Source organism: Enterobacter cloacae complex sp. 397G4, assembly GCF_050031515.1.
Classification (GTDB): domain Bacteria; phylum Pseudomonadota; class Gammaproteobacteria; order Enterobacterales; family Enterobacteriaceae; genus Enterobacter; species Enterobacter hormaechei_C.
The window spans coordinates 2284209-2298073 of record NZ_JBLGWE010000001.1 but is presented as its reverse complement, the minus strand read 5'-3'; the positions used below and the strand labels follow the sequence as shown (position 1 = coordinate 2298073).

At 56.0% G+C, this 13865-nt stretch carries 11 protein-coding genes; 5 read left to right on the top strand and 6 right to left on the bottom strand.

The window, feature by feature from the left end:
• The first annotated feature begins 134 nt into the window (after positions 1 to 134).
• From tynA to ACQG1Y_RS11175, 3 genes are all read left to right on the top strand, one after another.
• Positions 135 to 2408 (top strand): primary-amine oxidase, encoded by a 2274-nt coding sequence (tynA, locus tag ACQG1Y_RS11185; protein WP_426736765.1) that lies wholly within the window; start codon positions 135 to 137, stop codon positions 2406 to 2408.
• Positions 2409 to 2576: 168 nt separating this feature from the next.
• Positions 2577 to 4550 carry an alkyl/aryl-sulfatase gene (locus ACQG1Y_RS11180; RefSeq protein ID WP_017693485.1) on the top strand — a complete coding sequence of 658 codons (1974 nt, stop codon included), beginning with the start codon at positions 2577 to 2579 and terminating at the stop codon, positions 4548 to 4550.
• 51 nt (positions 4551 to 4601) lie between these two features.
• Positions 4602 to 5708, top strand: coding sequence for a GGDEF domain-containing protein (locus ACQG1Y_RS11175; protein ID WP_045906730.1), 1107 nt, complete (start codon positions 4602 to 4604; stop codon positions 5706 to 5708).
• A 100-nt stretch (positions 5709 to 5808) separates the two neighbouring features.
• Here the strand turns inward: ACQG1Y_RS11175 and ACQG1Y_RS11170 are convergent, their stop codons facing one another.
• Positions 5809 to 7308, bottom strand: a complete 1500-nt coding sequence (locus ACQG1Y_RS11170; RefSeq protein ID WP_017384522.1) for an aldehyde dehydrogenase family protein — start codon at positions 7306 to 7308, stop codon at positions 5809 to 5811.
• Positions 7309 to 7549: 241 nt separating this feature from the next.
• Here ACQG1Y_RS11170 and feaR point away from each other — a divergent pair, with 241 nt between their 5' ends.
• Positions 7550 to 8458: a transcriptional regulator FeaR gene (gene feaR, locus ACQG1Y_RS11165; RefSeq protein WP_032648207.1), complete on the top strand. Its 909-nt coding sequence runs from the start codon at positions 7550 to 7552 to the stop codon at positions 8456 to 8458.
• On the opposite strand, the gene ACQG1Y_RS11160 is transcribed toward feaR, so the two are convergent.
• Genes ACQG1Y_RS11160 through ACQG1Y_RS11150 form a run of 3 tightly spaced genes read right to left on the bottom strand, consistent with a single transcriptional unit; the run spans position 8459 to position 11611 of the window.
• Entirely contained in the window at positions 8459 to 8776 is a 318-nt protein-coding gene (locus tag ACQG1Y_RS11160) for a YdbL family protein (protein ID WP_023296550.1), read from the bottom strand.
• A 7-nt stretch (positions 8777 to 8783) separates the two neighbouring features.
• Entirely contained in the window at positions 8784 to 8975 is a 192-nt protein-coding gene (locus tag ACQG1Y_RS11155) for a YnbE family lipoprotein (RefSeq protein ID WP_003857369.1), read from the bottom strand.
• Positions 8972 to 11611 (bottom strand): YdbH family protein, encoded by a 2640-nt coding sequence (locus ACQG1Y_RS11150; protein ID WP_368740436.1) that lies wholly within the window; start codon positions 11609 to 11611, stop codon positions 8972 to 8974. The genes ACQG1Y_RS11155 and ACQG1Y_RS11150 overlap by 4 nt, the downstream gene beginning before the upstream one ends.
• Positions 11612 to 11821: 210 nt before the next feature.
• Here ACQG1Y_RS11150 and ACQG1Y_RS11145 point away from each other — a divergent pair, with 210 nt between their 5' ends.
• On the top strand, positions 11822 to 12811 hold the full coding sequence (locus tag ACQG1Y_RS11145) for a 2-hydroxyacid dehydrogenase (RefSeq protein WP_017384525.1): 990 nt from the start codon (positions 11822 to 11824) through the stop codon (positions 12809 to 12811).
• Between the two features lie 178 nt (positions 12812 to 12989).
• On the opposite strand, the gene ACQG1Y_RS11140 is transcribed toward ACQG1Y_RS11145, so the two are convergent.
• Both ACQG1Y_RS11140 and ACQG1Y_RS11135 read right to left on the bottom strand, forming a co-directional pair.
• Positions 12990 to 13163, bottom strand: a complete 174-nt coding sequence (locus ACQG1Y_RS11140; protein WP_006808842.1) for a GnsA/GnsB family addiction module toxin — start codon at positions 13161 to 13163, stop codon at positions 12990 to 12992.
• A 291-nt stretch (positions 13164 to 13454) separates the two neighbouring features.
• A complete protein-coding gene (locus tag ACQG1Y_RS11135; protein WP_003857380.1) occupies positions 13455 to 13733 on the bottom strand; it encodes a DUF1471 domain-containing protein in 279 nt (92 codons plus the stop codon).
• Between the last annotated feature and the right edge of the window lie 132 nt (positions 13734 to 13865).

Here is a 13865-nt window from a genome sequence, read left to right as displayed (position 1 = left end):
TGATGCACCCCCGCTCTTTTTTTAACCTGGCAAGACTGACAAACAACCTGGCAGATGCAGGCAAACGCTTTTCGTGCGCGCCTGTCAGGATAAGGCTGACACAACACAATAAACACAACAAGATGAGGTCTGCGATGGGAAGCAATTCTTCTTTTTCTGCCCGTAGAACGGCACTGGCCATGGCCGTTGCGCTCTGTTGCGCCTGGCAATCCCCTGTTTACGCTCACGGCAGCGAGGCGCATATGGTCCCGATGGACAAAACGCTTCAGGCGTTTGGCGCGGACGTGCAGTGGGATGATTACGCCCAGATGTTCACCATCGTCAAAGACGGTGCCTTTGTGAAGGTCAAACCCGGCGCAAACACCGCCATCGTTAACGGCAAACCGCTGACGCTCCAGGTGCCCGTGGTGATGAAGAACAATAAGGCGTTTATCCCGGAGACCTTTATCAACGATGTTTTTCAGTCCGGTCTTGATCAGACATTCCAGGTTGAAAAAAGCCCCCACCCGTTAAACGCGCTGACGGCTGATGAAATCAACCAGGCCGTAGCCATTGTGAAAGCCTCTGCGGATTTTAAACCCAATACCCGCTTTACCCAGATTGCGCTGGCGGAGCCAGAAAAGGCCAAAGTCTGGGACTTTGTGCTTAACGGCACGGCGGTGGATGCGCCCCGCCAGGCCAATATCATCATGCTTGATGGTAAACACATCATCGAAAGCCGGGTGGATCTGAAGGAGAAAAAGATCCTCCGCTGGGAGCCGATCAAAGACGCGCACGGCATGGTGCTGCTGGATGACTTCAATACCGTGCAGCAGATCATCAATGAAAGCCCGGAGTTTGCCGCCGTGCTGAAAAAGCGCGGCATTACCGACCCGAAGAAAGTGATCACCACTCCGCTTACCGTCGGCTTTTTTGACGGCAAGGATGGGCTGAAACAGGAAGACCGCCTGCTGAAAGTGATCAGCTATCTCGACGTGGGCGACGGTAACTACTGGGCGCACCCGATCGAAAACCTGGTTGCGGTGGTGGATCTCGAGCAGAAGAAAATCCAGAAGATTGAGGAAGGCCCGGTCGTGCCGGTTCCGCTCACGCCGCGCCCTTATGATGGCCGCGACCGCGTTGAAACGGTGAAAAAACCGCTGGAGATTATCGAGCCGGAAGGCAAGAACTACACCATCACCGGGGATAGGGTGCACTGGCAGAACTGGGATTTTCATCTGAGCCTGGACTCACGCGTCGGCCCGATAATCTCCACCGTGACCTATAACGACAACGGCAAAAAGCGACAGGTGATGTATCAGGGATCGCTCGGCGGCATGATTGTGCCGTACGGCGACCCGGATATCGGCTGGTACTTTAAAGCCTACCTGGACTCCGGCGATTACGGCATGGGTACCCTGACCTCCCCGCTGGTGCGCGGCAAGGATGTTCCGTCTAACGTCGTGATGCTCAACGAAACCATCCCGGATTACACCGGCGCGCCAATGGAGATCCCCCGGGCGATCGCCATTTTCGAGCGTTACGCCGGGCCGGAATATAAGCATCAGGAGTTAGGTAAACCCAACGTCAGCACCGAACGCCGCGAGCTGGTGGTGCGCTGGGTCAGCACCGTGGGTAACTACGATTACATCTTCGACTGGGTATTCCACGAAAACGGCACTATCGGCATTGATGCAGGGGCTACGGGCATTGAAGCGGTGAAAGGCGTGCAGACGAAAACCATGCATGATGCCACCGCGAAGGATGACACCCGATACGGAACGCTGATCGACCATAATATTGTCGGAACCACCCACCAGCACATCTACAACTTCCGTCTGGATATGGACGTGGACGGCATCAACAATAAGCTGGTGGCCATGGATCCGGACGTCAAACCGAACACCGCTGGCGGACCGCGCACCAGCACCATGCAGGTTAATCAGTATGATATTGATACCGAAAAGCAGGCGGCGCAGAAGTTTGACCCGGGCACCATCCGCCTGCTGAGCAATACCAGCAAAGAGAACCGCATGGGCAACCCGGTCTCGTATCAAATCATCCCTTACGCGGGCGGTACACACCCGGTAGCGTCCGGCGCGAAGTTTGCCCCGGACGAGTGGATTTATCACCGCCTGAGCTTTATGGATAAACAGCTGTGGGTGACGCGTTACCATCCCGACGAGATGTACCCGGAGGGAAAATACCCGAACCGTTCCACGCACGATACCGGCCTCGGCCAGTACAGCAAAGATAACGAGTCGCTGAACGACCAGGATAACGTCATCTGGATGACCACCGGCACCACCCATGTCGCCCGTGCCGAGGAGTGGCCGATAATGCCGACGGAATGGGTGCACACGTTACTCAAGCCGTGGAATTTCTTTGACGAGACGCCAACGCTCGGCAAGAAAAAAGAGCAGAAATAACCTACCGACCGGGCGTAATGCCCGGTTTTTCATCCGCTTACTTGCTGAATTACTCTCCCCGATTATAGTTATTGTTACCTCGCTTAATCCTTTTGCATTTCTTGACACACTTTCACCAGGATTCGAAGTCCCCACAAACAACGTCACAGTTTACTGAGAGGTTTTAGGATGAGAATCAATGAGATCGTCAGGAGTCTCGCGCTGGCGGGATGTTTTATTTCTGCCAGTTCCGCCTGGGCCGCAGAAGCACCTAAGGATGCCACCGCAGCAACGCAACAGGCCAACAACGCACTCTTCAACCAGCTTCCTTTCTCCGATAACACCGATTTTACCAACGCCCACAAAGGGTTTATTGCCCCGCTGCCTCAGGACATTATCAAAGGTGAGCAAGGCAACACCGTCTGGGATCCGCAGCAGTACGCTTTTATCAAAGAAGGCGATAAGGCGCCCGACTCGGTTAACCCGAGCTTATGGCGTCAGTCCCAGCTGATTAACATCAGCGGTCTGTTTGAAGTGACCGAAGGCGTCTACCAGATCCGTAACCTCGACCTGTCAAACATGACCATTATTGAAGGTAAAGAAGGCATTACCGTGGTCGACCCGCTGGTGTCGGCGGAAACGGCCAAAGTCGGGATGGATCTTTACTATAAAAATCGCGGTAACAAGCCTGTTGTCGCCGTAATTTACACCCACAGCCACGTTGACCACTATGGCGGCGTGCGCGGCGTGGTGGACGAAGCAGATGTGAAGTCCGGCAAGGTGAAAGTCTACGCGCCCGCCGGATTTATGGAGGCCGCCGTCGCGGAGAATATCATGGCGGGTAACGTCATGAGCCGCCGCGCCAGCTATATGTACGGCAACCTGCTGAAGCCGGATGCGAAGGGCCAGGTCGGCGCGGGTCTCGGTACCACCACCTCCGCCGGGACGGTGACCCTGATCGCCCCGACCAATATCATCGAGAAAGATGGTCAGAAAGAGGTGATCGACGGCCTGACCTATGATTTTATGCTCGCGCCGGGATCGGAAGCGCCTTCCGAGATGCTCTGGTATATCGAAGAGAAAAAGCTGATCGAGTCTGCGGAAGATGTCACCCATACCCTGCACAACACCTACTCCCTGCGCGGCGCGAAAATTCGTGAGCCGTTGCCATGGTCGAAATACATCAACCAGGCGATTGTACGCTGGGGTGATAAAGCCGAAATCATTATGGCGCAGCACCACTGGCCGACATGGGGCAACGACAACGTGGTTAACCTGCTGAAAAGCCAGCGCGACCTGTATCGCTACATCAACGACCAGACCCTGCGCATGGCGAACGAAGGGCTGACCCGTGACGAGATTGCCGCCAACTTCAAACTGCCAAACTCCCTGGCCAATACCTGGGCAAACCGTGGCTATTACGGTTCTGTCAGCCATGACGTTAAAGCAACCTACGTGCTCTATTTAGGCTGGTTTGACGGCAACCCGGCGACCCTGGACGAACTGCCGCCTGAAGAAGCCGCGAAGAAATTTGTGGACTATATGGGCGGTGCGGATGCCATCCTGAGCAAAGCGAAAACTGACTTTGACCAGGGGAACTACCGCTGGGTGGCTCAGGTGGTCAGCAAGGTGGTCTTTGCCGATCCAAATAATCAGGCCGCGCGAAACCTGGAAGCGGATGCGCTGGAGCAGCTGGGTTATCAGGCTGAATCAGGCCCGTGGCGTAACTTCTACCTGACCGGCGCCCAGGAGCTGCGTAACGGCGTGGTGAAAGGACCGACCCCGAACACCGCCAGCCCGGATACCGTGCGCGCGATGACGCCAGAAATGTTCTTTGACTATCTGGCGGTGCACATTAACGGTGAAAAAGCGGCGGATGCAAAATCGGTGTTTAACATCGACCTCGGCAGCGACGGCGGCAAATACAAGCTGGAGCTGGAAAATGGCGTACTGAACCACACGGCGAACGCCGAAGCGAAAGACGCTGACGCGACCGTGACCCTCAACCGCGATACGCTGAATAAAATCATTCTGAAAGAAGTGACGCTTAAACAGGCGCAGGATAACGGCGATATCAAAGTGACCGGCGATGCCGCAAAACTTGATGCTATGCTCGGTTACATGGATAAATTTGAATTCTGGTTTAACATTGTGACCCCGTAAAGGCAGCACTCGCGGGCGGACGTTCCGCCCGCTCAAGGAAAATTCTCTTCAATGGAAAAAAGACATCCAGCCACACCCGAACCCGCGATATGGCCTACCCGTAAATCAATGGTTGTTCACGGGCTGGCCGTGAACCTGCCGTGGCTCGCCTTTGTGAATGCCAGCTTTGCCCTTATGGTCCTGCTGCGCAATTCGCTGTTCGGCCATATCGATGCCCTCCTGCACATCAGCCCCCCTCTGCGGCAGATGATTGACGCCTCCATGCTGGGCGTGGTGATCCTTTCCGTGGCGCTGGTGATCATGGCCTGGCGCCACATCCGCGGCGTCAGCGCCGTTTTGTTTATGTGCAGCCTGCTGTGGTCTATAAGTTGTTACTGGTTTATCAACGTGTTACAGCTTCCTCATCCCTGGCCTATATTCGTTACCCTGCTGATGGCCGGTATGACCGCGCTCTATTTTCACCCGGTGGCACTGCTCTGCTTCACCGTTCCGCTATGGGTAAGCCTGCCCGTTGCCAGCATGCTGCTGAATCAGGAAATTAATTATCGCTTTGCCGGGCTGTGGGTGGTGTTCACGTTCATTCTCGTGTGCGGGCGCTATATCCTGTTGAGCTGGTTTGAAGAGGCGTGGCGTCGCAACCAGCAGAATCAGCGTTTAATTTCGCGGCTGGATGCGCTGGCCCATCAGGATCCACTGACGAAAACGGCCAACCGCCGGGCGATGGAGCTGGTGCTGGAAAATGCCGTAGAGCAAGGCAAACGCTTCGCGGTGCTGATGCTGGATGTCGATTACTTCAAACTGTATAACGATACCTACGGTCACCAGGCGGGAGATGCGTGCCTCGCGCGGGTGGCAGAGGTGCTGAACACCTCGGTGCGCACGCCAGAGGATGTGGTTTCGCGCTACGGTGGCGAGGAGTTTGTGGTGATCCTCTTTGACTGCGAAGAAAGCATTGCTGAGAAAGTCGCCGCGCGGATCCAGGCTGGCCTGCGAAACGCAGCCATTCCGCACGGCGCGTCGAAGGTGAGTGAATATGTGACGGCGAGTATGGGCATTGCAGGCTATACCGCAGGGCTGGCCGGCCCGGAAATCATCGCCCGCGCCGATGCGGCGCTGTACAGGGCGAAGGAGGCCGGGCGGGATCGGTGGTCGCTGTAAGTTACGCCGGGTGGCGCTGCGCTTACCCGGCCTACAAAACCAACCTTTTTTCCTCGATCCCGTAGGCCGGGTAAGGCGTAGCCGTCACCCGGCGTTTTTTTTAATACCGCACACACACCGACTTGGTTTCACACCAGCCGTCCAGCCAGTCGGGGCCGAAATCGCGCCCGGTGCCGGACTGCTTCATGCCGCCGAACGGCAGGTTGGCGTCTATCAGCGTGTGGCTGTTCACCCACACTGTTCCGGCCTGTAACCTGTCGGTATACGCCAGCGCTTTACTGATGTTCTGCGTCCAGACGCTGGCCGTTAAGCCATATTCAGTGTCATTCGCCAGCTGAAGCGCCTCTTCCCCATCGGCCACACGAACCAGGTTCACCACCGGCCCGAAGACCTCTTCACGCGTCAGTCGCAGATGATTATCCGGGTTGACCACCAGCGTTGGCGAAACGTAATAGCCTTTGCCGTCTGGGCCCCGGTTCCCGGCGATCAGCTCCGCATTGTGCGCCTTCGCCTCATCCAGGAACGCCTGAACCTTATCGCAGTGGGCGCGCGACACCAGCGGGTTGATAAACGCCTCCGGCGACATGCCCGGCCCGACGCTGAGGGATTTCACGGCCTGTTCAAACCCGCTGACCAGCGTGTCGAACAGCGGAGCCTCAATATAAATGCGCGAGCTGGCCGCGCAGACCTGCCCCTGGTTCAGGAAGCTGCCGGTCATCAGTCCTTCAATCACCCACGCCGGATCGGCATCTTTCAGCACGATGGCCGGGTTTTTGCCGCCCAGCTCCAGCGTCACGCCCGTTAGCGTGTCCGCCGCCGCGCGGGCAATCTGCTTGCCTGTCGCCGTCGAACCGGTAAAGCTCACTTTGGCAATGCGCGGGTGCGAGGTCAGCGCCGCGCCACAGACGGCGCCACTGCCGGTCACCACGTTGAACACACCCTCCGGGATCCCCGCCTCGCTCGCCAGTTCCGCCACCCGTAACAGGGTGAGCGGCGTGGTTTCCGACGGTTTGATCACGATGGAGCAACCTGCCGCCAGCGCGGGCATCACTTTCCACATGCCAATCATCAGCGGGAAGTTCCACGGCACAATCCCCGCCACGACTCCCACCGGCTCTTTACGCGTCCACGCCTGATAACGCGCGCCCTGCGGCAGTGGAATCGAGAGATCGAGGGTTTTACCGGCAATTTTGGTGGTCAGCCCTGCCGTGTAGCGCATCCAGTTCAGGGTGCAGCCCACCTCGAAGGCGCGGGAAATGTTAATCGATTTCCCCTGCTCCAGGGTTTCGAGCTGTGCCAGCTCTTCGCCATGCTGTTCCACCAGATCCGCAAACCGCAGCAGGATACGTTCCCGCTCTGCCGGCAGCCGTCCGGCCCAGCTTCGGGCGACAAAGGCGCGCCAGCCAGACATCACCGCACGATCGACATCATCGACGCTGGCATCGGCGGTAGAGGCAATAACCTCTCCGGTCGCCGGGTTGTAGACGTTCAGACGCTTTTCGCTATCGGATGCCGCCTGACGCCCTTCGATCCACAGGCCGTGCTGGCGATCTAAAAACTGCTGCACGCCCGGCAGGATGGCGACGTGTGATTCGGACATAGGATACTCCTTCGTTATGCTTCGCAGGGTGTGTATGCAGTCTAAGAGGGGATTCGCATTCCTGCTTTTGTCTGTGTGACATTCGCTTTGCCAGCTGTGACAGGGTCCGCAAATCGTGATAATTCCCGCTTATATCGCTGTAACCGTTGAGTGTTCTTTCCTATAGTCAGCCTCGTAGCCCTGACAAAATGCAACATAAATGCAACAATGCGAAAACAGTGACGGTGCAGCGAGAACATCAATGGCGTGTGCAAGCGAACAGGACAATTTTCAGCAGTGGCTGGCGCAAATTAACCAGGTTTGTGGGCATTTTGCGGCACGTCCGTTAGAGGGGGCGTTTCTCGGCGAGCTGGAAACCAGCTACACCCAAAGTCTGAAGCTGAGCACGGTGACCGCCGCAGGCGTTAACCTGTTTCGCACCCGTCAGGAGATCAAAAACGGCAACGATGCCTGGTTCTACACCGTGTTTCAGCTGGAAGGCAGCGCCGGAATCGAACAGGACGACCAGCGCGCGATGCTGAAAGCCGGGGATATCACGCTGATTGACGCCTCCCGCCCGTGCTCCATTTACTGGCAGGAGCGTTCCCGCCAGATTTCGCTGCTGCTCCCGCGACAAATCATTGAGCAACACGCGCGTTTTCAGGAAGTGAGGTGCGCGCTGCCCCTCTCCCGCAGTCTGCCTACCGTACAGCTGAGCTACCGTCTGCTACAGGAGAGCATGGGCAATGCCGATCTCAGCGCCAGTGAAAGCGAAGCGGCGCTTGAGGCGATGGTGTGTCTGCTGCGTCCGGCCTTCCAGCAGCGTGACGAGGTGCTGCCGCGCAAGGAGCGTCAGTTCCGCCACGTTCTGTCCCTGATTGATGATCATATTCAGTCGGAGGCGTTAAGACCGGAGTGGATAGCTTCAGAGAGCGGCATGTCCGTGCGTAGCTTGTACCGCATGTTTGCCGGGAAAGGGCTGGTGGTAGCGCAGTATATTAAGAACCGTCGCCTCGATTTATGCGCTCAGGCGCTGCGTTCCATCAGCGATGACGAAAAGCTGGCGGGGATTGGCTACAGCTGGGGTTTCACCGACCATAGCCATTTTTCCACCGCCTTTAAGCAGCGTTTCGGGGTTTCGCCGGGCGAATACCGCAGGCGTTACCGCTAGCTATTTTTTCAGCCACTTGCCGTTAATTCCCTTCACGTACTCACCCGGCTGCGCGCGGGCCACCAGCTTTTGTCCCGCCATTTTCGCCACCTCGTCGACGGGTAAATTATTACTGTCAGCCAGCTGCTGGTAACTTTCCGTGCGTGCGGCGTTGATACGGTTCACCAGCGCCAGGGTTTCAGCGTCGTGCTGAACGGGCGCAAGATAGCCGCTCAGGGTTTCCCCTACGCGCCCCTGGGCACGCGCATCGTTGAGCGTAAGCGTGGCGGCGTGAACGTTCATCCCCAGCGCCAGTAACATCAGAGCAAATCGTTTCATGACATCCTCAGAACAGATCGCTGCGGGATTTCAGCAGGGCTTCAACGTCTTTATCCACCTTGATATGGATTTCATGCTCGATTTTCACGTTCATGTTGATGGTGATCGGCTCTTTGGGCGCCGCCACTTCAATGCGCGGCGTGCAGCCTGATAGCAGCGCGACGACGGCCACGGTGAGTACACCAGCCCTCTTTTTCATTGTTGTTCCTCACTTTCCTTGCCTGTCGAACTGCGGAGAAGGGGTATCGCCGCATGTTGCTCAAACCATGTTTGCAGATTGTCCCCAAAGCGCAGGCTGCGCCAGAGGGTAAAAATGTTCTCTTCATGGGTGTAATTCAGGTTTACGAAACTGCTTTTACCTTCGACGCGGCTGGTGCCTTTAATGGCCGCCTGCATGGTTAACACACCCAGATTATCCACATTGAGTTTTGTCCACGACTGCGAAATTTCCATATAGCGGAGCCAGTTGATCGCCGCCCCGGCAACCATGTTGTCTTTCACAATGGCATCCGCCGTGTCCTGGTCGATGCGCAGCGTCATCGGCCCCGGGTTGGTCAGCCAGCCATCTTTAATGATCCATTTTTCATTGTCCAGCCAGAACGGCAGCGCGCCGCTCACCGGGCCGGACATGGCAAACTGCTTCGGATTCACCGCGCTTATCAGTTCGCTGGAGGAAATATTATCCACGCGCAGTAAAGCCGGATCGTGCTGCGGCATTCTCAACTGCTGCATGGTGATTTTCCCGCCGAGCGCTTCCACCTTCACGTTGGTGAGCAGGAGCGGGTTCGCTTCGGTCCAGGGATAATCGCCCTGGAGATCCGCGGTGATATTTCGGGCTGTGACCAGGTTTTTCACCTCGTCGATTCGTAACGTTACCGGCCCGCGCGTGCCCAGCGACCAGGTACCCTGGCTTAAGCGGAACGGAAGAACAAAATCCACGCCGTTGATCTCGTTATCCGGCATCCACGCGCTGCCCGCTTTCAGCACCCCGTGCCCCCCGGCCTCAAACCCCTGATCGGGGGCCGCGGAGAAAGCCACCTGCGCGTACATTTCGCCGCCGCGCAGGGTCATTTTCCAGTCTGGCGGGATCAGCGGCTGAAACACCGTAAGAGACTGTTTTGGCCACCAGGCCTGACCGCGAAGGCGTTCGCCGTCCCAGCGTCCATTCACCTGGACCGGGCCGATGTCGTCCGCATGCAGGTTCCCTTTAAACTGGAACACCGTCGGGTCTGTCCCGTCAACGCTGAAGGTCAAAACGGACGGCGGCAGCACGCTTCCGCCTGAAAAGCTTGTTTGCCCGGCGTTAAGCGCGAGCGCGCCGCTAAAGGTGGGGTTATCCGGGTCCCGCGACCAGCGCACCGGGTGATCCAGCACCAGGCGTGGCTTGCTGACCAGCATCGTGCCGTACTGCAATTTGTCGAAACCCGTAGAAAGATCGGTCAGTTCGATAACGTTGTCGCGCCACTCCCCGGTTCCCCGGACATCCCAGCGCGCGTTCATCGGCGTGAAGTTGCCTTTACCCCAGTAACGCCACTGCCACACACCGTTGTCCGGTAAAAAGTCGTTAGCCTGGCCGTCCAGATGCAGCTCAAAATCGCCCATCTCGTTTTCATGCGCCCGCAGAATGGCTTGCAGGCGGCCGTCCACGCCCTTCTGCGTGAGCTTCACGCCCGCCAGCGGCCAGCGGATCTCATCGATATCCAGCGAGTCGATGATGCGCCCGCGCGAACGCAATAAAGCGCCGGGTTCAAACGTAAGCTGCGGATCGTAAAGGCTGCCGGTCAGCTTCGCCGGGAGTCTGGCATACAGGATCAGATCGTTTTGCTTGGCTTCCCCGCTCAGGTGCAGCGGCATAGCGCTGTTATCCATACTGAGCGAGCCGGGACCGATATTCAGCACCGCGTTGCCCTTACCCGCATCCCCCTGGGTCAGCACGTTGAGCCGCCCCGTGAAGGTGGCTTTCTCCAGCCCCTGCTGCCAGTTATCCACTTTCAGCCCGACGCGTCCGCTCATTGGCACGCCGGAGGCTAACCAGTTCCAGCGTCCGTCGCTGATGGTCAACTGCTGAGCGGTGATCTGCCACGGTAAATCGAGCAGCGGATCGGGGTTGTCCCGCGCCATGACCACCAGCTGGCCCTGATTGTCCTCCCAGTCCAGTTCGGCATCGACCAGCGAGGATAACTGTGGCACGTTAAAGGTCGCGACCGTATGCCCTTTCACCGGCACGCCGTCCGGCACCAGCGGCAGGGTAAATTCACCGACCAGCTTCACGGGCTGCGGCTGATCCGGCAGTTGCACATCGAACTGGCTGATGGAAAGGGTCTGGCCGCGTAACTGCCCCTTAATGCTCACCTGCTCGCCGTTATAGGTGATGTCCTGGCGGGCTGGCGTCAGTGAGGCATGCAGCTCACCCTCCCACTGCTGCCAGGGAGAAAGGGTAAAGCGATGGATGGTCAGCCAGGTGTTGGGCAGGATGGCCTGCCACTGCGCCAGCGTTTTCGGCGCCACCGTAGATGGCGCCGATTGCGGTAATTTGCTCAGGCAGACAGAGTTAAGTTCAAGTGCGCCAATATCCAGATCCCAGCGGCTGGGCTGTGACAGAGTCACGTTTTCCACGCGGGCAATTTCACACTCTTCTACCAGATAGCGGAGATCGGGGATGATCAGGGCGTGACGCGTGAGCCGTGGGCTTTTTTCAAACGCGATGCGCGTTCCAACGGGGAGCCAGATCCCGGCGAGCGTGGGTACCCACTGGGCGAGCGTCATCAGCAGCGTCAGCGGCACAAGAAATAGCAGCAGTAATAGCGCGATTGCGGCTTTGTATTTACCCTTCATGGGCAGTTAATATCCTGATTTTGCGAAAAAAATAAGCCGTTCTTGCCGCTCATTGTCGCATGTTTAGCCAGTCAGTTGAAGGTAATGCCATTTTTAAGAGTAGATGCTCTACAATAATTCATAGAACTTATTGATTTCAATGAATTTTGAAAAATTGTAAGATAATTTTAAACATGCTAACGTGGTTCCAAAATCACTGGAGAAAGTCTTATGAAACTCGCGGTATATAGCACAAAGCAGTACGACAAAAAGTATCTGCAACATGTTAACGAGACGTACGGTTTCGATCTTGAATTTTTCGACTTTCTGCTAACTGAAAAGACGGCTAAAACCGCCCACGGCTGCGAAGGCGTGTGTATCTTCGTTAACGACGACGGTAGCCGACCGGTGCTGGAAGAGTTGAAAAAACAGGGCGTGAAATATATTGCCCTGCGCTGCGCGGGCTTTAACAACGTCGATCTCGATGCCGCCAAAGAGCTGGGTCTGAAGGTCGTTCGCGTCCCGGCCTATTCTCCGGAAGCCGTGGCAGAACATGCGGTCGGGATGATGATGTCGCTCAACCGTCGTATTCACCGTGCCTATCAGCGAACCCGTGATGCTAACTTCTCTCTGGAAGGGCTGACCGGCTTTACCATGTACGGTAAAACCGCAGGCGTCATCGGTACCGGCAAAATTGGCGTGGCCGCCCTTCGCATCCTGAAAGGATTTGGCATGCGCCTGCTGGCGTTTGATCCGTACCCAAGCGCCGCTGCGCTGGAGCTGGGCGTGGAGTATGTCGATTTGAAAACGCTCTTCTCGCAGTCTGACGTTATCTCCCTGCACTGTCCGCTGACCCCGGAGAACTATCATCTGCTTAACCAGTCGGCGTTCGACCAGATGAAAGACGGCGTGATGATCATCAATACCAGCCGCGGCGGGCTGATCGACTCTCAGGCGGCTATCGAAGCGTTGAAAACGCAAAAAATCGGCGCGTTGGGTATGGATGTGTATGAGAACGAACGCGATCTGTTCTTTGAGGATAAATCTAATGACGTGATCCAGGACGACGTGTTCCGTCGCCTGTCTGCCTGTCACAACGTGTTGTTCACAGGGCACCAGGCGTTCCTGACCGCCGAAGCGCTGATCAGCATTTCGGAAACCACGCTGGGGAATTTGCGTCAACTCGAAAAGGGCGAAGCGTGCCCGAACGCGATAGTGTAAGCCTGGTAAGCCGGGTGGCGGCTACGCCCTGCCCGGCCTGTGGATTGCGTTAATTGTAGGCCCGGTAAGCGCAGCGTCACCGGGCTTTTTGGCTTCAATCCTGCCACGCGCAGGATAGTCTTAGCTGACGTTTGCCGTTCTGATTTATCCAGTGTCCCGAAACAGGTAATAATTTTGATTAAATAAGTTTGATTTTTACCTCATATCCCTCGAGGCCTGTCATGGCTTCACGAGCGATAAACTCAATTTCAGACACTTCCTGCCCTGTTTTTTTACGTAACTCTGAAATTTTTTTGGTTATAAGCGCTGAAATTTCTTCTTCTGCCTTTTGCGTCAGTGCGTCAACGTTCATGTTTACCTCTTGCAACCGTTTACTGTTTCCATTCTCCAGCAGGCGACAGCTAACGATTAACTGCCTTTCACCATAACTGTATGTAAAGAGTAGACTATCTGTGTAACGTATGCTGCCGTCGCATTTAATTGCATTATTTGAACAGGGTGTTATTGTCCCAAAGCCTTAGAGCACAAAACAGATAAACATAAGAAAAGTTTTGACTCACACTCGCCCCGCATCAGGGGCATTTTTTTGGCTGTCTGTAAGCAAAAACCCGCCATAAGCGGGTTTTTGTGTTATCCGAGAAAATTATTTAAAGACTTCTGCGACGGCCTGGAAGTTAGGGCCATGCTCGCGGGCAGCGATGATGACGTAGTATTTCCCGCCCTTCTCGTCTGCCAGTTTTGAGAGTTTTTGATGAAGATCTGAAGGTGAAGAAATTTGTCCACCTGAAGCCCCTACAGATACATTACCAAGGTATTCAAGCTTGAAGTGGTGCGCTTCATCCTTGGAAATCATATCTGCCGCAGATGCGCCGAAGCTTGCTACTGTTAAAGCCAATACACTCCCTAATAGTGCTTTTTTCATATCATTCCTCCTGTTGATGAATCTATATATTTAACATTAGCAGCAAATATGTAAATGATCCGTATCAATATTGTAGAAGGATTGAGCATCACGACCAGCCATCACTGACCTGAACAGCGGGTGCAGCAGGTT

Coding starts and splice junctions, on each gene's coding strand:
- ACQG1Y_RS11160 (WP_023296550.1), bottom strand. CDS start 8,776: ATGAAACGATTTGCTCTGATGTTACTGGCGCTGGGGATGAACGTTCAC.
- tynA (WP_426736765.1), top strand. CDS start 135: ATGGGAAGCAATTCTTCTTTTTCTGCCCGTAGAACGGCACTGGCCATG.
- ACQG1Y_RS11155 (WP_003857369.1), bottom strand. CDS start 8,975: ATGAAAAAGAGGGCTGGTGTACTCACCGTGGCCGTCGTCGCGCTGCTA.
- ACQG1Y_RS11180 (WP_017693485.1), top strand. CDS start 2,577: ATGAGAATCAATGAGATCGTCAGGAGTCTCGCGCTGGCGGGATGTTTT.
- feaR (WP_032648207.1), top strand. CDS start 7,550: ATGGCGTGTGCAAGCGAACAGGACAATTTTCAGCAGTGGCTGGCGCAA.
- ACQG1Y_RS11150 (WP_368740436.1), bottom strand. CDS start 11,611: ATGAAGGGTAAATACAAAGCCGCAATCGCGCTATTACTGCTGCTATTT.
- ACQG1Y_RS11140 (WP_006808842.1), bottom strand. CDS start 13,163: ATGAACGTTGACGCACTGACGCAAAAGGCAGAAGAAGAAATTTCAGCG.
- ACQG1Y_RS11175 (WP_045906730.1), top strand. CDS start 4,602: ATGGAAAAAAGACATCCAGCCACACCCGAACCCGCGATATGGCCTACC.
- ACQG1Y_RS11145 (WP_017384525.1), top strand. CDS start 11,822: ATGAAACTCGCGGTATATAGCACAAAGCAGTACGACAAAAAGTATCTG.
- ACQG1Y_RS11170 (WP_017384522.1), bottom strand. CDS start 7,308: ATGTCCGAATCACACGTCGCCATCCTGCCGGGCGTGCAGCAGTTTTTA.
- ACQG1Y_RS11135 (WP_003857380.1), bottom strand. CDS start 13,733: ATGAAAAAAGCACTATTAGGGAGTGTATTGGCTTTAACAGTAGCAAGC.